This is a genomic window from Bdellovibrio bacteriovorus, from assembly GCF_041888015.1.
Taxonomy (GTDB): Bacteria; Bdellovibrionota; Bdellovibrionia; order Bdellovibrionales; family Bdellovibrionaceae; genus Bdellovibrio.
Window position 1 is genome coordinate 130,735 of the sequence record NZ_CP168968.1, and the last position, 19,563, is coordinate 150,297.

Annotated in this window: 18 protein-coding genes; 8 read left to right on the forward strand and 10 right to left on the reverse strand. The window is 48.2% G+C overall.

Features of this window, described 5'->3' with window-relative positions; translation table 11 throughout:
- Positions 1–53 precede the first annotated feature (53 nt).
- From ACES2G_RS00700 to ACES2G_RS00710, 3 genes are all read right to left on the reverse strand, one after another.
- Positions 54–2,810 (reverse strand): hypothetical protein, encoded by a 2,757-nt coding sequence (locus tag ACES2G_RS00700; RefSeq protein WP_347357820.1) that lies wholly within the window; start codon positions 2,808–2,810, stop codon positions 54–56.
- 125 nt (positions 2,811–2,935) lie between these two features.
- Positions 2,936–4,738: a DUF4105 domain-containing protein gene (locus ACES2G_RS00705; protein WP_374001011.1), complete on the reverse strand. Its 1,803-nt coding sequence runs from the start codon at positions 4,736–4,738 to the stop codon at positions 2,936–2,938.
- Positions 4,723–5,202, reverse strand: a complete 480-nt coding sequence (locus tag ACES2G_RS00710) for a DUF3015 family protein (protein ID WP_374001013.1) — start codon at positions 5,200–5,202, stop codon at positions 4,723–4,725. Before ACES2G_RS00710 ends, ACES2G_RS00705 begins: the two co-directional genes overlap by 16 nt.
- Before the next feature lie 106 nt (positions 5,203–5,308).
- Here ACES2G_RS00710 and ACES2G_RS00715 point away from each other — a divergent pair, with 106 nt between their 5' ends.
- Together ACES2G_RS00715 and ACES2G_RS00720 are read left to right on the forward strand one after the other, a co-directional pair.
- The gene (locus tag ACES2G_RS00715; RefSeq protein ID WP_374001014.1) at positions 5,309–5,659 is read left to right on the forward strand and encodes a thioredoxin family protein; all 351 of its coding nucleotides are present in this window, start codon (positions 5,309–5,311) and stop codon (positions 5,657–5,659) included.
- 58 nt (positions 5,660–5,717) lie between these two features.
- Complete coding sequence (locus tag ACES2G_RS00720; protein WP_374001015.1) at positions 5,718–6,176, forward strand: DUF4430 domain-containing protein; 459 nt, start codon at positions 5,718–5,720, stop codon at positions 6,174–6,176.
- 87 nt (positions 6,177–6,263) lie between these two features.
- Here the strand turns inward: ACES2G_RS00720 and ACES2G_RS00725 are convergent, their stop codons facing one another.
- The 7 genes from ACES2G_RS00725 to ACES2G_RS00755 form a co-directional block, all read right to left on the reverse strand.
- Positions 6,264–6,899 (reverse strand): peptidylprolyl isomerase, encoded by a 636-nt coding sequence (locus ACES2G_RS00725; protein WP_262554869.1) that lies wholly within the window; start codon positions 6,897–6,899, stop codon positions 6,264–6,266.
- A 34-nt stretch (positions 6,900–6,933) separates the two neighbouring features.
- Positions 6,934–9,234, reverse strand: a complete 2,301-nt coding sequence (locus ACES2G_RS00730) for a glutamine-synthetase adenylyltransferase (RefSeq protein ID WP_374001016.1) — start codon at positions 9,232–9,234, stop codon at positions 6,934–6,936.
- On the reverse strand, positions 9,227–10,609 hold the full coding sequence (locus ACES2G_RS00735) for a translocation protein TolB (RefSeq protein ID WP_374001018.1): 1,383 nt from the start codon (positions 10,607–10,609) through the stop codon (positions 9,227–9,229). Before ACES2G_RS00735 ends, ACES2G_RS00730 begins: the two co-directional genes overlap by 8 nt.
- Positions 10,610–10,622: 13 nt before the next feature.
- On the reverse strand, positions 10,623–11,474 hold the full coding sequence (locus tag ACES2G_RS00740; RefSeq protein ID WP_374001020.1) for a TonB family protein: 852 nt from the start codon (positions 11,472–11,474) through the stop codon (positions 10,623–10,625).
- Positions 11,471–11,887 (reverse strand): biopolymer transporter ExbD, encoded by a 417-nt coding sequence (locus tag ACES2G_RS00745; RefSeq protein WP_262554838.1) that lies wholly within the window; start codon positions 11,885–11,887, stop codon positions 11,471–11,473. The genes ACES2G_RS00740 and ACES2G_RS00745 overlap by 4 nt, the downstream gene beginning before the upstream one ends.
- 3 nt (positions 11,888–11,890) lie before the next feature.
- The gene (tolQ, locus tag ACES2G_RS00750; RefSeq protein ID WP_347359293.1) at positions 11,891–12,631 is read right to left on the reverse strand and encodes a protein TolQ; all 741 of its coding nucleotides are present in this window, start codon (positions 12,629–12,631) and stop codon (positions 11,891–11,893) included.
- 69 nt (positions 12,632–12,700) lie between these two features.
- Complete coding sequence (locus tag ACES2G_RS00755) at positions 12,701–13,567, reverse strand: hypothetical protein (RefSeq protein WP_347359292.1); 867 nt, start codon at positions 13,565–13,567, stop codon at positions 12,701–12,703.
- Positions 13,568–13,740: 173 nt separating this feature from the next.
- Here ACES2G_RS00755 and ACES2G_RS00760 point away from each other — a divergent pair, with 173 nt between their 5' ends.
- The 6 genes from ACES2G_RS00760 to ACES2G_RS00785 all read left to right on the forward strand — a co-directional run bounded on the left by ACES2G_RS00760 (position 13,741) and on the right by ACES2G_RS00785 (position 19,538).
- Positions 13,741–14,196, forward strand: a complete 456-nt coding sequence (locus tag ACES2G_RS00760) for an Rrf2 family transcriptional regulator (protein WP_347359291.1) — start codon at positions 13,741–13,743, stop codon at positions 14,194–14,196.
- Complete coding sequence (sufB, locus tag ACES2G_RS00765; RefSeq protein ID WP_347359290.1) at positions 14,189–15,646, forward strand: Fe-S cluster assembly protein SufB; 1,458 nt, start codon at positions 14,189–14,191, stop codon at positions 15,644–15,646. The genes ACES2G_RS00760 and sufB overlap by 8 nt, the downstream gene beginning before the upstream one ends.
- Positions 15,647–15,715: 69 nt before the next feature.
- Positions 15,716–16,468: a Fe-S cluster assembly ATPase SufC gene (sufC, locus tag ACES2G_RS00770; RefSeq protein ID WP_347359289.1), complete on the forward strand. Its 753-nt coding sequence runs from the start codon at positions 15,716–15,718 to the stop codon at positions 16,466–16,468.
- A 21-nt stretch (positions 16,469–16,489) separates the two neighbouring features.
- Positions 16,490–17,746: a Fe-S cluster assembly protein SufD gene (gene sufD / locus ACES2G_RS00775; RefSeq protein WP_347359288.1), complete on the forward strand. Its 1,257-nt coding sequence runs from the start codon at positions 16,490–16,492 to the stop codon at positions 17,744–17,746.
- Positions 17,747–17,751: 5 nt separating this feature from the next.
- Positions 17,752–18,981 carry an aminotransferase class V-fold PLP-dependent enzyme gene (locus ACES2G_RS00780; protein ID WP_374001021.1) on the forward strand — a complete coding sequence of 410 codons (1,230 nt, stop codon included), beginning with the start codon at positions 17,752–17,754 and terminating at the stop codon, positions 18,979–18,981.
- Complete coding sequence (locus ACES2G_RS00785) at positions 18,978–19,538, forward strand: NifU family protein (RefSeq protein ID WP_374001022.1); 561 nt, start codon at positions 18,978–18,980, stop codon at positions 19,536–19,538. The genes ACES2G_RS00780 and ACES2G_RS00785 overlap by 4 nt, the downstream gene beginning before the upstream one ends.
- Positions 19,539–19,563 lie beyond the last annotated feature (25 nt).

The window sequence follows — 19,563 nt, forward strand, 5'->3', positions numbered from 1 at the left end:
CAACCTGTTTAATTTAATTGTTTCAACAATCTATAATTCAAGGGCCGTACCAATTAAGGTGCGGTCGGCAGTGCCATTCCTCTCAATTGAGAAAGTTTGGACTGCACCTCATTATTGAACTTCTGTTGTTCCATATTGAGACGCTTGATATTGCGAATCTTATCCCAGCTCACAGCGTTGGCCATAGACCCGTACATCATCACTTCAGAAGCCAAGGACTGCAGATGCTCCAAAGCTTGAACCGCAATGTCACGTTGTTGTTTGTTCAGTTGAACAACGGCGCCCTCTGCAGCGTCGCCCACGCCCAGTAAAGTCGCCACGGAGGCCAGCGCAGTTTGAATATTCGTTACTTGTTCTTCCAGTTGATAGTTTTCCAGAGGTGATTGAACCACCTCGCGACCATCAATTTTTTTGATCTCGATCTTCTTCAGCAAATTGTTCATCACGATGAACTGTGCCTCGACCGCACGCAATGCTGGGTGGCTTGGAGCTGTCGTGATCAGGGATTCGAAGTCCAGATTGAACTTGGCAGATGGCTGTAGCAGCTCCTGCAATAGGGCCAGATATGTGCGCTCTTCCTGGAAGACCGCATTCATGATGCCGTTGGAAATGGGGCCACGGTTGAAGCTGCTGCGTTTCAGGTTGAAGATCTTGCGAACCATATTGATCACGATTTCATCATAGCTTTTCGCAAACTCATTGAAGGCGGCCTGCATCTGAGATTCTGTTGTTTTGTTCCACCATTGAGGGAAATTGGTTTCAGCAGCAGTGCCCACGACGTTGGGACGAGCCTCGCGAACCAGGTACTCTACAAAGCCTTTATACTGTTTGCCGCTGGCCGCACGAACAGGGTGACCATAGATGCGAGATGCGGTTGTCCCCTGCGTGATGCCGAAGCACTCATCGAATTCATCGTTGGCATCAGCCAGACGAGGCGGCAGGAAGATGGACGGGAAGCCTGTGTGAGCACCCGCGATCTTAGGAGTCTTAATCGCCTTTTCGCCAGCTTCAACGTCGGGTCCGCAAACCATCTGCATAACCAGGAAGTCGGTGATTTTCGGAGTGGCAAAGATGCCCACACGGCGATAGTAGTTGGTGCCTTTCAGATTCTCACCTTCGCTGGAGCGTTCAAACGCCAAGCCAAAGCCACGGCCTTTTTCAAGAATCGGCTCTGGTGTTCCCATCAGGTTGCGGATTTCCGCCAGCAGATGATAGTAGCCATAAGGACTTGCCGTGCTCATGGCAGCAATACGCATTTCATCATTCAACGCCTGCAAGGATTTGCCGATCTTGTCACGGTCGCCGGAAGAAAGGCCCGCCAAAATATCATTCACGGTTTTCTTCTGACGTGCCGGGAAATATTTCAGCTTGTCAGCTTTGACCAGAGCTTCTGCTTTGATAGCCGCTTCTGCAATGGTATCCATTTGCATGCCTTCGACAAACTTAGGATGCGTCAGATACAAGTCTTCACGGCCCTCCGCCATATCCAGAGGTGTCACGCCGTTCAGAGGAGAATCCATCAGCAGGGGCTTTACCGCTGACTGATCGAAGCGAGCATTGCGGACTTCATTCACAAAGGCACTGTAGAAGGAATAGCTGCTGTTAAACATGCTGGTCATTTGTTTAAGGGCTTCTGACCAGTTATGGTGAGCCTCATAAACCTCAGACATATTGATCATGCGCCAGTCCATCATCTTCTGGTGGAAGTGCTTCATTCCCTTGCTCAGGTCCTCGCTGGAACTGTTCCATTTGGCCGATTTCAAAGTGTTGACCTGGGTGACCATGTCTTTATTCATGTCATGGAAGTCAGCCCCGTCGAACAGGTTCTTCCAGGCAAAGGTGACGTGGCGGTTGAACCACATGTCCAAGGCGACGAAAGCCGAAATCTGCAGGCCTTTTACCAGAAGAAGACGAAGACCTTTTACTTGCATAGAACCCGGAGCCAACCAAAGAGCGATATCAACACCAGTGACACGCAAAACCACTTTCGTGATCAAGGCCTGGCCCAAAGCAGCCGCGCCGGAAGAAATCAACATGGATGCGATACCCGGTGCGTATTCCCAGATTTTCTTTTTAACAACCAGATATTCGTAAGCCTTGCTGCAGGGATCTTCATCAATATTGGCCTTTTCAGCATCGCTGATTTTGCCGCCCATCATGGATTTTGCGCAGGCTTTGACATTCGGATCAGCAATCACAGAAGACAAATATGTCTGAAGGAAAGCACCCACGGTCATCCCCAAGTAGGGGATCATGTGGTGAAACTTCGGATTCTTGATATACATGGACAGAAGGTTGGAGGTCAGCCCCTGGGAATACATGAAGACGAAGAAGCCAAATACACCCATCGGAGAAAGTTGATGCTGAATGTGCTGTTGCATGGCTACGGGGTTTTGCGAATAGTTCGTGATAAGTTGACCGGCGACAACAGCACCCATGGCCATAAAGAACATGGCAGATTCTGTCGGAAGGTTTCTAACCGTATGGGACAAAGACGCTTTGGAAGCATTCTTGATGCGGATCATTTCATCCATCATCATCTTATTCATCGACTTCGGAGAGAATTTGCGCAGATGCGTTTCCTCACCAAATGGAATTTCCATGGCAAGTTTCTTGGTGTTCTTGTCATAGACCTGGGCTTTTTTGGATTCTTTATCCACATGCAGTGTGTAGCCCATAGGCTCAAGGAAATCGCGATATTGTGAAAGCTGTGCTTTTTCCTTTTCTGACCAGTCAACGGCATGAGCCACAGGTGCAAGCACCATATTGATTGTCGCAATTGCAGTCAGGATTTTAGAAAACCACTTCATAGCGTCTCCTTGAGGTGAAAATACCTCAAGCTCCTAAGAAGCAAGCTTTGGACCCTTCTATATCAATTAAATGGCATGCCGCTTGTATCAAAGCGCGACGAGGTCGTAACTGGGCACCGCTCTGTCTAAAAGATGACAGAGGCCTTAATCAGCGGAATTCGGTCGTAAAGTTCTGTCTCAAAACGATACTCGATATTTTCTGAGTTCCAAGAGATACCGAATCCGCCAACTCCCAGGGTTCTTCCGGTGCGAAGATTTTGAAGCACTTTCGCAGAAATCACAGAACGCAGACCCGAAGATCCCTTGCTCATCAGCAAAGTCTCGATGCCCAGATGGGGTTCTGGAATGTCGGACAGGTTGAGGTTTTCATTTACAAGAAGCAGACTTCCGCGAGTGAAGCTTTTTACCGGGAGGTCTTTAGAGAGTCCCACCCCCCAATGCAGGTAAGGATTGAATTTGGGCTCAGTTCCCAGATCAAACCGCCAGGTCAGCGGCATTTCAAATTCACTGACCGGGGGCGAGTTGAAGATTTTCAATAAAGTCACTTTGTGCAGATCCAGACGATCATCTTCGGTTTCATACCGAATCTCCATACCCAGAACTTCCAAATGGGAAAAAGGAGAAAGCCCGCTGTCATCAGAAAGAAGATCATGAAAGGCCCGTCGGTATTTGAAGGCAACAAAGGCTCTTTCATCCTGACTGCCTACAGAGAAATAATAGGCTTGGGAGTCTGGACCGAGCAGGGGGGACTTTGATTTTTCAAGGGTTAGGGGTTCTGTGATATTTCCCAATTGAGCTCTTTGTACCGAAAGCTGGTATTTCAGATCCTTGTATTCTTTCTGATCGCGATATTCTTTGACGGCAAGATAGCTGAGGGCGGCCTCCAGGGACGACGCTTGAGAGCGAGGGGGCAGATCTTTAAGTTCTGAACTGTGGCCCGTTTCCACAATCTGACGAACGGTCTGTCGTTCTTCTGAGTTCAGATTTTTATAATGAGCCTGCCAGTAAGCCTGTAACGAGGGGCGGGAGCGTTCACCTTCCAGCAGCCATTGGTCACGTAGCACTTTCAAGGTGTCTAGCGGAATAGTGGCATCCCAGAAAGAGGACGTCAGATCGCGCTCTGGCACCGCCACCTCTAAAAGTTCCAGAATTTGCTGAGAACAGTTGTCGCTCAGGAAATAGTAGGGAGAATAGCTGCCTTCAAGTTCCAGAAGGTGACTGATCAAAAAATCAACCTGAGAAGGCAAGAGCTTCAGTTTGTATTCCCAAAGACTGCGGCCTTCCAGATTCGTGTATTCACGAATTTTTTGATAGTACGGCAGCATGGAATAAGCACCGGGGTAAAATCCAAAAAGTCCTTTCAGGGCAAACAGGGCACCGCTGTCCTTGCCGGTCAAAGCAGCGTAGTTGATGCCATAATCCAAAAGCTCGCGTTCTTTGGTGTTTTTCGGATTGTGAGCGCGCAGAAAAGTATGGCCGAAGCTGGAGCCCGCGCTATTGAGATCGCTGGAGGCAAAGACAATATAAAGCTCTTCGGCCCCTAGCACTTCTTTCCAACCATCCTGTTCGCGACAGGAGACGAGATCCACTTCAGCGATTTGCAATCGCTTTTTGAGCCACTGCATTCGCGCCAGATAACGACACTGCGGATGTTTGGGGGTCTTGGCAGAACTAAAAAGAGATTGAATGGTTTGCAGCAGTTCTTCGCGGGGGTTGTGGGAGCCCAGAGGGGACAGGAAGAAGTTTCCTTCGATGGCCGAGTGGTAACGACCCCAGGACTTGCGATAGTGCCCTAGGCGCAGCCACTGAGGATCTTCCCACAGATTCAGTGAGATCGCCTGTTGAACGTAAGATTCGGTGCGTTCAGAGGAAAAGCCCCACGTGGTGAGTGGGGCTAAGAACAAAAGGACAATTAAGAACCATGGCACAGTTGTGCAAGTTCCTTTTGACCAGCCAATTCGCTGTTCAGGTTTTGAACCATGTCAGCAGCAGAAGTGTTCGCGGCAGGAAGGATGCGGGAATAGGAAGTTTGCGCAAAGGAACTAAAAGCTTTTTGCGAAGTTTCGTTCTGACAACCCTTCATTTGTGCCAATGTCGCCAGCTTTTCGCCGTGGCCTTGCGCCATTTCGCGGGAAAGTTCTTCTTGATTCACTTCAACGAAGTATTGAACTTCTTTGTCAGCCATAACCAGACCGCGGGAAGAACAACCGGAAGTTCCGGAAGTGATACCCAATGGCTGAGTGAACAAGAATGAGTTCGTGGTCATTGCCAGAAGCTGCAAACCTTTGGAGTTTTTCTGAATGATCATGCTGCCAAGACCGCAACCGGCATCACCCGCAGCGAAAGCTTGGGAACCAGCGAGCATAAGAAGAGAAACGATAATTTTTTTCATGAAGCCTCCCGTTGTTTTTATTAAATCGTTGCCTATTTACAAAAGAACATCAAAGCTTTTACTTGATCGCAGGCAATCATGGACCTACGTCGTTAAGAGGAATTGTATGGCAGTTATCGAAGTTACAAAGTCGAATATTCAGGACATTGTTGAAAAAAATAATATGATCATTTTGGATTTTTGGGCGACGTGGTGCGCGCCTTGCCGTCGCTTTGCTCCTATTTTCGAGTCCGTTGCGGCCAAGCATCCCGATGTGATTTTTGGCAAGATCGATACCGAAGCGGAAGTGGAGTTGGCCGATAAGTTTCAGATTAAATCCATCCCAACGCTGATGATTATCAAGGAAAGCGACATCATTTTCAGCCAACCGGGTGCCTTGCCGGAAGAGATCTTTGAACAGATCGTCGTGAAGGCCAAAGAAATCGATATGGAAGAAGTTCGTAAAGAAAATTCCTAAAAGGTACGGCCTTACATTTGGTAGTGCATCTGCATCAATAATGGGATAGACGAGAGCCATGAAACACATGGCTTTTTCTTTATTGCTGCTCTTCTCTTTGAACGCTCAAGCCGTTTCCTGGAAAATCTTCGGGGCTTGTGAAAACAAACCTGTCCATGAGGGTGCCTACGAGGCGGATCTGCAAAAATCCGTGGGCACTATCAGCCTTGAGATCTTTGATCTTAATAAAATCCCCTATGTCGGCTCAGAAGAGGGGTTGAACTCGGTCCTGAACAGCCCCATCGGGTTGGACAGCATTGAAGTGGTGTCAGACACCGAGATGCGTGTGTATGGCTGGTGTTATCTTGTGAACGGCAAGCAGCCCATGGAAATGCCTCACAAAATTCAATTCCAGAGCCAGAGCGACAAGTTGATCTGGTTCTATGCGTATTCCACCAATAAGAACAACCAGTGGGAGGACTATTGTTCTCCGGCTTACTGGATTCAGGCGGAACAATTCTGCGGGAAGAAGCCTTAGGGCTGATGTTTTTTTTAGATAAAGCGATGAAATAAAAAAAGCCCGGTGGAAACACCGGGCTTTTTAGCTTTAACTTTTAAATTCGGATTACTTTTGGATTGTCAGTGTTTTGATAACAATCGGTTCAGCCGGACGATCCATAGCTCCAGTTTTGGAGTTTTCGATGGATTTAACAACGTCCATACCTTCAACAACTTCACCGAATACAGTGTGACGGCCATCCAACCAAGGAGTTGGAACAGTTGTTACGAAGAACTGAGATCCGTTAGTGTTTGGACCCGCGTTCGCCATAGAAAGGATGCCTGGTTTGTCGTGTTTTGGAGCGCCAGCCGGGAACTCATCTTCAAAACGGTAGCCTGGGCCACCAGTACCAGTTCCAAGTGGGCAACCACCTTGAATCATGAAATCTTTGATCACGCGGTGGAAAGTAAGACCGTTATAGAAAGGCTTTTTTACTTTTTCGCCAGTTTTAGGATCAGTCCACTCTTTAGTGCCTTCAGCCAAACCTACGAAGTTTTCCACTGTCTTAGGAGCTTTGTCGTTAAATAGCTTAACTTTGAAAGTTCCTTTGTTTGTCTCAAATACTGCGATCATGTCTTTTCCCTTCTTCGTAGTCTTTGCCTTGGAATCGGTCTTGGCATCTGCACGGAAGCTGAAAGCTGCCAGCAAAAATGCAAAAAGGTAGATCCAAAATACCTTTTTAACATCGATATTCTTCGACATTTTGTCTCCTGACTTTTGTCCAACCCCTTCACTATTAGTGAGGCTGCCGGCGAGGGTCAAGTTCCTTCAAAATGGTGATATTCTCAGACAGGAGCCCTTGAGCTTCTTGCAAAAGCTGAGACGGGTTCGTTTGGAGCGCTAAGGCAAGAGCGTGAAAGGACTCATGATTTAGCTTCAGTTCTGAGAGCGACTCTGACGCAACCAGCTGGAGCATCTGTTCGATCTGGCGCAGTCGGTCATAATTTCGCGCCAGAAGGCTTCCCTGAGAGCCCATCGACATCAGAAAGCTCTCTGTAGCAGTGGAAGCGGGCACTTGTTTATTGTGCAGAAGATGCGTCTGCGAGGCCAACTCAAGGTCCACCAAGCCACCTTCGCTGTACTTAAGATTCAGGTCAGAGCTGGCTGAAATCAACTGCTGACGAATGCGTTCCAGCTCGAACAGTTCCTCAAGTGAAAGACCACGCTGAACGAAATCATGGAAGCCGGTCGAGTTGGTATCAACCCACCGAGCTTTCAAGTAAGCCTGTCTTTCCCAAGCCGCTGCTTCGGATTGCAGATAACTGCGCAGATCCTCTTCGTGAATGATCAAAGGGCCGGCCTTTCCCGACGGGCGCAAACGCATATCAATGGAATAGATATTCCCACCGCGATGATTCTCGGTCAGGCGGGTGATAAATCGTTTAGCCAGTTTGAAATCATTTTCGCCAGGCTCGTGATTCAGAACAAAAATAAAATCCAGATCACTGCGGAAACCCAATTCGCGACCACCCCACTTTCCCAAAGCCAGAATGCGAAGATCTGAAGGGAAGTCCTTTTTAAGAGCTGTCAGCAGTGTATTGACGATGGCATCTGCGGTGGAGGTCAGGTTCTGGGTCAGTTGCGCCAGATTTTTTTCGCGCAGATATTCACTTCCGTTGATGACCTCAGAAAGAAGCTTTTTTTCTGCCAGCTCTTCCAGTAAAGAACCCAAATCATCCGAGTGGGTGTTTTGTGAACGATAGACGAAGCTATCCAGCAGTTCGGGCCGGTTGCACAGAATTCGTGAAAGATAAGGGGAGTGGCCGAACAACCACCCCAATTCCTGCATCAGATTTTTTTCCCGAAGCAGCAGGCTGAAAAAACTCGCCTTGGCGCGAGTGCCACGGATGAAGTCTTTCAACAATAAAAGACCTCGGCGCAAGTCGCCTTTTTGCTCTTTCAAGGTGTCAAAGAAGGCGGCCAGAAAGGCCTTTCTGGAAAGCTCATCGCGCCCCTTGTTCCGGGACAAAACTTCTTGTCCTAAAATCTCATTCCAAAGTTCTTGAAGGTCTTCATCCGGAAGGCCTGCGTCTTTCAGGTCATCTTCCAGGGAACTTTCCTTGGGGGCTTCACCCAGAAGACTTTTCACAATGGAGTCACAACGAAGCATATCAAAACGCAGGGTTGTCAAAGCTGCTGAGACAAAATCAGGATGGTTGTCGTCAGTCTTAAGCAAATGAGTCTGTTCGTCGTTTTGGGCCTGAACGTAGTTTTCCAGGCGGCGCAAATTCCAGTAATGATTTCGCAAAAACTGCGACTCTTCCTTCGGGAGAAGTTCTTTCATCTCCAGCAACAACAGGGCTTCTGCTGTGCCACGGACCTGCAGGCTGGTGTCGCGACCACCGTGGATGACTTGCAGGGCGTGAGTGAACAGCTCAACATCGCGGATTCCGCCGACACCTAACTTCAAGTCGATGATGTCGTTCTGCGATCGCCCCCAGTAATGGCCTTGAATCTTTGAACGTAAAGTCTTCAGATCCTCCAGCAAAGTGAAATCCAGATGCTTGCGAAAGGAGAACCTTTGCGCAAAGGTCAGAACCTCCTGTTGCAGGGACCCATCCCCAGCCAGGGCGCGCAGACGCACAAAGGCCAGTCGTTCCCAGGTTTCACCATAATTTCCGTAATAGTCCTTGAATTGATCCAGAGTTGGAATCAAAGGCCCCTGTTTGCCGCCGGGACGAAGATCAAAATCCACGCGAAAGACAAAGCCCAAAGCGGTTCTTTCCGAAAGAATTTTTTGAAAACGCCTTAAACCCGGCAGAGCGTTAACAGAGTCATCCTGACTGACAATCAGAAGATCCACGTCGGAACTGAGATTCAGCTCGGACGACCCCAGCTTCCCCAAGGCAAATAAGGCGACTTTTTGATCCTGAAAACATGCAGAAAAAGCATGGCGAAGAAGAAGGTCTGAAGCTTCGCTCCACTGATGACATATCTGATCGGGTGGAAGCGAGTTGTCTTTGGCGGCCAGAGCGTAACGAGACCAGATCTCGTTGCGCTCTTGTCTTAGCTGATCTTCAAGGGATGTGTTAGTCAATGTTACGTGACCACTTCGGTTTGAAGTAGTTGTAGTTGTCGTTGGTCACGCGACGCTCTTCTGTCCCATCCACTGTCGAGATATAGATCTGATTTTTTCCAGTGCGGTTGGATGTGTACATCACAAAGCGGCCATCTGGAGAGAATGACGGGTCTTCGTTGCTTGCCATTTTGCCATTTGGCTTTTTCGCAGAAGTCAGGCGAATCATTCCTGTGCCATCGGCGTTCATCACAAAGATATCGAAGTTGTTGTCGCTCTGGCCTGCAAAGGCAATTTTCTTTCCATCTGGAGACCAGGACGGAGACGAGTTGAACACGCCCGCAAAGGTAATGCGCTTTAGTCCCGAGCCATCCCCATTTGCTGTGTAAATCATGGGGCGTCCAGCGCGGTCTGAAGAAAACGCCAACTGGCCGGAGTTAGAAACATTCGGCTCAACATTCAGGGCGCCGGAAGGACCGTTGGTGATCTTACCCACCAAAGTTCCATCCAAAGTCATTTTATAGATGTCCGGACTGGTGCCCTGGGAAATTGTCAGATAGATATTGCGACCATCCGGAGAAAAAGACGCCCCGGAGTTGATACCCTGACGGTAGGAGATTAAAGATCTTTTCCCGGTTGTCAGATCCAGCAACAGCATGTCCGCATTTCTGAATTTCGCTCCAACACGTTTTACATAAGATGTGTAGGCGATCTTTTTACCATCTGGAGACCATGCCGGAGAGATCGCGATACTGCGGTGACGGGAAACCTGTTCACTGTTGGCGCCATCCCAGTCCATCACAAAGATTTCTTTGCTTTGGCCGCCAGCGCGGTCACTGGAAACCACCACGCGAGAAAGGAATGGACCTTCTTCGCCCGTCAGGGCTTTCAGAACATCGTTAGAGAACGTGTGTGCAATACGACGAGCGCTGGAAACCGGGCCTTTGTATTTCTTCCCCAGAACCAAAGCGGCGCGAGGAACATGGTAGGTGTAAGTTTCCAAAGTCACTTCGTTGCCTACAACAGAGTAGCCGGCGCGAATCAGGAAGTCGGCACCAATGGAAGACCAGCTTTGGAACTTAAAGCCATTTGGCAAACCTGGAGCTGGCATCAGTCCGGTCTTTGCCGTGTCTTCCAGAAAGGCACTTTGGTTGATGAACTGGAAATAAGAAGAAACGCTCAGGTCATTGGTGATCGTATTAAAGATCTCAATACCAACACCTTGATTGCGGGAGGCCGTGGAAGGAGACCCGGAATATTGCAGGGGAGGAAAAGCCGTTAAGCTCTTTTTGGTGCGCGCTTCACCCATTTTGATATAGATGCCATTGGATTGGGCGTGAGAGATAAGGGGTGACAGGCCTAAAATCAGAATCAAGGCCAAAATCTGCTTCATCATGATGTCCTCCTAGTTATTCCGGGAACCCAATCAGGATTCCATCCACAGAGAATACGGCGATCAATTTTTCCGGTGGAGCCGGGAAAGGCGCCGAACGATCAATGGTTGCTATTACTTCTTCATCGTAGCTGGGATTGCCACTGGATTTAACAATTTTTCTGTCCAGAATATTGCCGCGTGAATCAATATACAGACGCACTTGCGCCTTGTAGTCGCGTTTTGCCAGCCACTCTGGAATTGTCCAGTTCTGTTTGATATGACGGTCTAAATCCGAAACGTAACTATCGTTTTGAAGTTTGGCGATTCCGGTTAAAGAGCTGCCAGGTGACACGACATTACCCCTGATCGGAGCGCTGCCAGTGTCGGATTTTCCAGTTCCGGCATTCGTTGCGGTTTTCTTTTTTTCTTCCGCAACGTCTTCTTTGATCTTTTCCAGGGCTGCCATGGCTTTGAGTTTATCCAGGGCGTTTTGCTGTTTCGCCTTCACCTTTTCCAGATTAACGCCATCTTCTTTCGGTTTGGCCGGAGGAAGTTTTACGGGCTCTGGTTTTGGTTCGGACTTTTTCTCGGCCACTTTTTCAGGTGGTTTTTCCGCAGGCTTTTCTTTTAATTCCTCTTTGGCGGGAAGAGCGGGCTTTGGATTTTCCTTGGCCGGAGCCGCGAGATCTTTGGGTGGGGTTTTATCAGGAAGCCCGACCATGTCCACGCGAACCGCTTGAGTGAAATCAATGGTCTCTGGTGTAAAGAACACAGTCTTCAGTGTGAAGATGGAGATAACAAGTGCGTGCAGGGCAAAGGAGATCCCTATGCCGCGGGTTACTTGTTCATCGTTATTCTGCTGTTCGTGTTCTTCTATGTAATTCACTGGTCTTTTGGTTGTGTGATCAAGCCAATGTTAAAGATCCCGGCAGCACGCACTTCGGCCATAGCTTCCGCGACGAAGCCATAATCCACCTTGCGGTCAGCCTGGATGTAAACCTGTTTATTCTTTTTATGTTCGAAAATCGCTTTTAGTTTTGGACGAAGTTCATTCATGGCGATCTTTTGTTTGGCGATGGTCATTCGTTGATCTGAATTGATCACCAAAACAAAAGGCTCTTCATTCACCTCAACACCGGAAGAGGAGGTCTTTGGCAGATCCACCTCGATCCCTTGTTGCATTAAAGGAGTCGTTACCATGAACATGATCAGCAAAACCAGCATCACGTCCACAAGGGGCGTAATATTGATTTCACTTAATGTCGCCCGGCTTTTTCCGCCGCCGCCACTCATTCCCATGACTTAGTTTCCTTGAAAGAAGTTACGCTTAACAATATTCAGGAAGTCTGCGCTGAAGTTATTCAGGGCAATTTCCTGCTTGCGGATTTTGGAGATAAAGTTGTTGTAAAGAACAACTGCCGGAATCGCCGTGGCCAATCCGATCGCTGTCGCAATCAGGGCTTCAGAAATGCCCGGGGCGACAACGGCCAAGCTGGCAGTCCCAGTTTGACCGATCTTGTGGAAAGATCCCATGATCCCCCAAACCGTGCCAAACAAACCAATGAAAGGACCTGTGGATCCCGTGGTTGCTAAAACCGTCAGGCGGGACTCAATTTTAGAGATTTCGCTTTCCGTGGCTTTATTCAAAACACGCTCGAGGTTGTCGATGCCGGAAAGAATCGGTTTGTCGCCTTCTGTTTTGGACAGAAGCGGGGACTCAGAGATCTTTTTCATTTCCAGGTAAGCGGCTTTGAACACGCGAGCAATGGAAGAGTCTTTATATTGATCGATGTCTTCAAAAAGCGTGTCCAAAGAATTTACTTTCCAGAACTTGCTCATGAAAAGCTCATCAGACTGTTTCATGTTTTTGAATGTCATGAATTTGGAATAGCCAATAGCCCAGCAGAAGATGGACATTACGATCAACATCAAAAGAGTCAGTTGAACGACGGGGCTGGCTTGCGCAATTGCATCGATGGAGCTGGTGTTCACCGAAACAGAGGGTGCGGCTTGCGCCACGTTGACAAAAGTAAGAGCGGACATATCTGGACCTCCGGCTGATCGAAAAAAGCTGTCAGTAAAAAGATATGCCCAAATGCAATTGGGATCAACCTATTGAGCAGGACCTTGGTTGAGGAGGTTGAGCAATTCTGGAAGATTCTCTGTGATCAGGCCGTCAGCCTTATAGCGACTCGCCTCAGCAAACTGTTCGGCTGTTTGAATGGGACCCAGGAAAATTCTTTTGTTGCGACGGCGCATCTCCACAATGATGTTTTCATTGAAGGCCGGTCTTTTCATCAGTGTGAAAGGAGCGACGAAAACGTCTCCTTTAAACTGTGTGGAAGACAGAATATAAAGAGAATCAAAAGTGAGCATTCTCATAATATCCGGAGTGCTGGTTCCGTACACCCATTCCGGCTTCAGCTCTTTCACGGAGGTCATCACCACCAAAGCTTCACTTTGAATCATGGTGCGTGATTTGGCGGACAGTCCGTCGATGGCCTCGACCACCGCTGAATGTACGTCATGCACGTTATCAACAATGTTCAAAACAAAGCGCGTTTGCGGGAACTGCTCGTAGTATTCTTTCAACGCTGGAGTTGTTTTATAAAACTCGTTGATCTGCTCCCAAGGGTATTCTGACAATTTGCTGCCAGTCATGATGGGCGTGTTGGGATTGGCCTTTTGCTCGGCCTCTTTCATTTTCAGGAACTCAACATCGCGGGAGGGTGGCAAAATGAAAGGAACCTTGTCGAGGGAAAGGCGCACGTCAGCCCAGATGACCACATCCGACTTCAGTTTGATGGCCTCTTGAACCTTGTCCAGGGTGTCGGCTTTGACGATGACAATCGGAGCGGGGCCAGAAAAGAAGGCGTGTTCGTAAAGAGGGTAGTTCTGAGCATCGCCCCAAATACGGGCCATCAAAAGAAGAACACCAAGAACTAGAAAGCTGCATACGGTAATGAAAAGGATTCTCATAGGACCTTCGTATAGCACCCTAAGACTTTGAAATCAGCACATTTTTTCAAAACCAGATGAAAGATTCCTGTCAGGATCTTAAATACGCTAAAATTAGGCGTATTTCACCTTGTTTTTCAATTGGCTTTCTATTAGATAGAAGGCCATACAGTGTCCGCAGAAGGAAGCTTTTTATGAATAAAATCAACCGCAAGCTTGAATACGCTTTGATGGCTTTAAAGTATATGAGCCAAAAGATGCCCGGTGAGCTGACCACAGCCAAGGAAGTGTCTGATGCTTTTCATACTCCGTTTGATGCGACAGCTCGTGTGATGCAGCAAATGGCCCAGAAGAGCGGCATTTTGCGCGCCGAATACGGAGCCAACGGCGGATATCAGATCACCAAAGATCTGGCGAAAGTTTCCATTCATGATCTTGTGGAAGTGATTGAAGGTCCGACGGCTTTGGTGAAGTGCCTTCATAAAGAGGCACCTTGTGAGATTCAAGGAACCTGCAACATTGTATCCCCGATCACAGATTTGAATCACAGACTTACGGAATTCTATAAGAGCCTGAGCCTGAAAGAACTATTGGTAGGAAGAGTGGCTATGCCAGCAAAAAAATCCACAGAGGTGGTGGCTCATGGATAACAATAAAAATTCCAACAACCCTCTAGAGAGTTATGAATACAAATACGGTTTTACAACCGATATTGAAACAGATCAGGTTGCGCTTGGTCTGAACGAAGACATCATCCGTTTGATTTCTTCCAAAAAGAACGAACCTGAATGGATGCTTGAGTACCGCTTGAAAGCCTATCGTCACTGGTTGACGATGGTAGAACCAACGTGGGCGCATGTGTCTTACCCGCCTGTGGATTTTCAGGCGATTCGTTATTATTCGGCACCGAAGAAAGCCAAAGATGATTCTGAAAAGCCGAAATCTTTGGATGATCTGGATCCGGAATTGATCAAGACCTTTGAAAAGCTGGGCATCCCTTTGACAGAGCAAAAGCGTATTTCTGGCATTGCCGTGGATGTGGTTTTTGACTCCGTTTCTGTGGGCACAACCCACACCGAAGTTTTGGATGAAGCGGGAGTCATCTTCTGCTCTATCTCCGAAGCGATTCATAAGCATCCCGAGCTGGTGAAAAAGTATCTGGGCTCGGTGGTTCCTCATACGGACAACTACTATGCGGCTTTGAATGCGGCGGTCTTCACGGATGGCTCTTTCTGTTACATCCCGAAAGGGGTTCGTTGCCCGATTGATCTTTCGACTTACTTCCGTATCAACGCGAAAGACACCGGTCAGTTTGAAAGAACACTGTTGGTTTGTGATGAAGGTGGTTATGTGAATTACCTTGAGGGCTGCACAGCACCTCAACGGGATGAAAATCAGCTTCACGCGGCAGTTGTTGAGCTGGTGGCGCTGGACAATGCGGAAATCAAATACTCCACAGTTCAAAACTGGTACACCGGCGACAAAGAAGGTCGTGGTGGTATCTATAACTTTGTAACCAAACGTGGGAAAGCTTTGGGTAAGTACTCCAAGATCTCCTGGACTCAGGTGGAATCTGGTTCTGCGATCACTTGGAAGTATCCAAGCTGCATCCTGCAGGGTGAAGGCTCTGAAGGGGCGTTCTACTCTGTGGCTTTGACTCATGATCTGATGCAAGCAGACACCGGAACAAAGATGATCCACATTGGTAAGAACACTAAGAGCACGATCATCTCCAAGGGGATTTCCACAGACAAGTCTTCCAACGCCTATCGCGGTCTGGTGAAGATTATGCCGTCTGCAGAAAATGCGCGTAACTATTCCCAGTGTGATTCCATGCTGGTGGGTGATCAAAGCAGCGCGCACACCTATCCGTATATTGAAGTAAAAAACAAAACAGCGACGATTGAACACGAAGCGACGACTTCACGAATCAGCGAAGATCAGATCTTCTATCTTCAGTCCCGCGGTCTGGATATGGAAAAGACCATTTCAATGCTGGTGAACGGCTTCTGTAAGGAAGTCTTCAAAGAACTTCCTCTGGAGTTCTCTGTCGAAGCAGTGAAATTGATCGAAATGAAATTAGAAAATTCTGTCGGCTAGTTGCGCTGGGCGCACAGAGTGCAGCCGCCCAAGGGCGGCGAAACTGAAGTAGTAAAAAAGGTAAAGAAAATGTTAGAAATTAAAAACCTCCACGCTCGAGTTGAAGAAAAAGAAATCCTAAAAGGTCTGAACCTGACTGTGAAAGCAGGCGAAGTGCATGCGATCATGGGGCCGAATGGTTCTGGTAAATCCACACTTTCCAAAGTGTTGGCAGGGCACCCGGCTTACGAAGTGACTTCAGGCGAAGTGAAATACGAAGTGAACTTCCAAATGGCCAACTTGCTGGATTTGGCACCGGATGAAAGAGCCAAAGAAGGCATCTTCCTGGCTTTCCAGTATCCAATTGAAGTACCGGGTGTTTCCAACTTCACATTCCTGCACACGGCCTTCAACTCTGTTTTGGCTCATCAGGGTTCTGAGCCCATGCCTGAAGGGGAGTTCCGTGAATTCCTTTATCAGAAAATGAAACTTGTCAGCATGAAGCCTGAATATCTGGATCGTCCGGTGAACACAGGCTTCTCTGGCGGTGAGAAAAAGAAAAATGAGATTTTGCAGATGGCGGTTTTGTCTCCGCGTTTGGCTTTGCTTGATGAAACAGATTCCGGTCTGGATATCGACGCCCTTCGCGTGGTTTCTGATGGGGTGAACAAGCTTCGTCGCAAGGACAATGCGATTGTGTTGGTGACGCACTATCAAAGACTTTTGGATTATATCAAGCCGGACTTTGTTCACGTTCTTGTGAATGGGAAAATCATCGAAACGGGCGACAGCTCTTTGGCTTTGAAACTGGAAGAAAAAGGTTACGACTGGTTGATTAACTAGTCGACGGTAGGAATAAAAACTATGAACTTACTATCAACTTACGACAGATTTAGTCAGGCACATCCGGCGAAAGGGGCCTTGGCCACCTTCCGTCAGGCGGGTTATGACTATGCTCTGAACAAGGGTTTGCCTACACGTAAAGACGAAGACTGGCACTACACCAGCGTGAAAGCGATCAGTGAAGGCGCCTTTGCTTCAGCGACAAGCTCTTTTGAGCCCAGCCATGAAACTCTGCTTCAGATCAAAGCGCGCCTGAATCCTGATTTTACCAATGTGGTTTTCTTCAATGGTATTTTGAATAAGACATTGTCGGCAGAACTTCCAACTGGAGTGGTGCTGAATGAGACCCATCAGTACCCTGATCAGTTTGACGATGCCTTTGATGCGTTGAACGGCGCTTATTTGACCAAGGCCCTGGAAGTTTCCGTAGCGAAAGAAACGTCTGTGGAAAAGCCTGTGAATTTCGTCTTCTTCACCTCCAATGAAGGCGGGGCCAACCTGATGGTTCACCCGCGCGTGAGTTTGGAAGTGGGGGCAAGATCCTCTGTGAAGGTTCTTGAAAGTCACTACGGTCTTCAGGATGCAATTTATTTTGTGAACTCCGTTTTCGATTTGCATCTTGCAGACAGTGCGAAGGTCACCTATGTGCGTGTGCAGGCGGAAAGTGAAAAAGCTTTCAACATCGGTCGCACGCGCATTGTGGTTGAGAAGAACGCGAATCTGGAAAGTCTGGCCTTGGCGACAGGGGCGGCTTTGTCCCGTCATTCCCTGGATGTCGTGCTGAATGGACATGGATCCAATTCCGAAATTTTGGGCGTTTACGCTGTTCGTGGTTCTCAGCATGTGGATAACACATCTTTGATTGATCACCATGTGGGCGAGTGCAATACCAATCAACTGTACAAAGGTATTTTGGATGGCGAATCCAAAGCCGTCTTCTGCGGCAAGGTGCTGATTGAAAAAGGCGCACAGAAAGCCAACTCCGCTCAGTTGAACAACAACCTGCTTTTGAGCACCAAAGCCGAAGCTGACAGCAAGCCTTGTCTTGAGATCTATGCTGACGACGTGAAGGCGGCGCACGGATCGACCGTGGGTCAGTTAAATCGCGAGGAGCTTTTCTATTTGCAGTCCCGTGCGATTGCGAAAGAAAAAGCGATTCCAATGTTAAGTTATGGTTTCCTTTCTGAAGTGATTTATAAAATTTCCGACGAGAACATCCAGACTTGGTTGTCTCGCCATTTGGATGAGGCGTTCAGTCACCTCAGCCTGAATCGGTAAGTGTTATGGGCAATTTAGAAGAGTTATTTTCAAATGTTCGCAGCCAGTTTCCTGCTTTGACCCAGATGGTTCATGGCAAGAAGTTGGTTTATCTGGACAGCGGGGCAACAACCTTGAAGCCCCAGTCCGTGATTGATCGTATTTCTCATTTTTATTCTTATGAGACCTCCAATGTGCACCGTGGAGCGCATTACCTTGGTGATGTGGCGACGGGGCATTTTGAGGCTGCTCGCCAGAAGGTGGCGCAGTTCATCGGTGCTGCTCAGTCCGAAGAGATCATCTTCGTGCGTGGAACCACCGAAGGTGTGAACTTGGTTGCCAATTCCTGGGGCTTGACGAACCTGAAGGCTGGGGACGAAATTCTGATCACTGTGATGGAACATCACGGGAACATCGTGCCTTGGCAGATGGTGGCGGAAAAAGTCGGTGCCAAAGTTGTCGCGGCCGACATTCACGACAATGGAGAGCTGAACCTTGAAGATTTCAAGAGCAAGCTTTCTTCCAAGACAAAGATGGTTGCTTTCACAGCATCCTCCAACGTGCTGGGTACAAACACAGATGTGAAGCTTTTGACTCGTCTGGCGCATGAAGTGGGTGCAAAGGTTTTGGTGGATGGGGCGCAGATCGTGTCTCAGCTTCCGGTGAACGTTCAGGATATGGACTGTGACTTCTTTGTGTTCTCAGCTCACAAGCTGTTTGGTCCCTTCGGCTTCGGTGCTGTTTATGGCAAAAAAGATATTTTGGATCAGATGCCTCCGTATCAAGGTGGCGGCAGCATGATTTCCAAGGTCACTATTGAAAAAACCACTTTCAATGATGTTCCCATTCGCTTTGAAGCGGGAACACCGCATGTGGAAGGGGCCGTGGGTTTGCATTCCGCTTTGGATTTCGTGGAAAAGATCGGTCTGGACAAGATCCATGCTTATGAAATGGAAATTCTGAAGTCTGCAACTGAAAGACTGCTGGCGATTCCAGATGTGAAAATTTTCGGAACAGCCGCGAATAAAGGGGCCATCCTGTCGTTTAATCTGAAGGGCGCTCATCATTCCGATGTGGCTCAGATTCTGGATCAGGAAGGTGTTGCAGTTCGTGCTGGTCACCACTGTACTCAGCCTTTGATGGCTCGTTTGGGTGTCCCAGGCACGGTTCGCGCTTCGTTCTCAGTGTATAATAATCATGAAGATATTGATGCTTTAGTAAAAGCCGTGGTGAAGGCCCGGGAGATGTTGTTATGAGCACCCAAGATGTACTCATCCGTATTCAAGCTACTCCAAACCCCAACGCATGGAAATTTGTGTTGGACCGTGCTGTCCTGACTGAAGGCAAGGCGACTTATGCCGATGCGAAAGAAGCCGATCAAAGCCTGTTGGCGTCGGCTTTGTTCCAAGTCGAGGGTGTTCGTCAGGTGCACTTCTTCCAGAACGTGATCACGATCACACACAACTTCGATGCGGACCCGGAAGAGATTCAAAAGAATGTCTGCTCGGTGATCCAAACAAGGATGCCAGCTCATAATCCTAATCAGACTCAGATGGACGAAAAGAAATTGCGTCGTGCAAGTCTATCGCCAGAAGTGCAGCAGATTGAAGAAATCCTGGATCACACAGTCCGTCCGGGCCTGCAGGGTGATGGTGGGGACTTGGATGTGGTGAAGTATGAAGACAATAAGCTTTATGTCTTCTATCAAGGTGCCTGCGGTACCTGCCCAAGTGCTACATCCGGAACTTTGATGGCTATTGAAGGGATCTTGCGAGATCAATTCAATCCGACGATCGAAGTGATTCCGCTGTAATGGAAAAAGGACCCAAGCGGGTCCT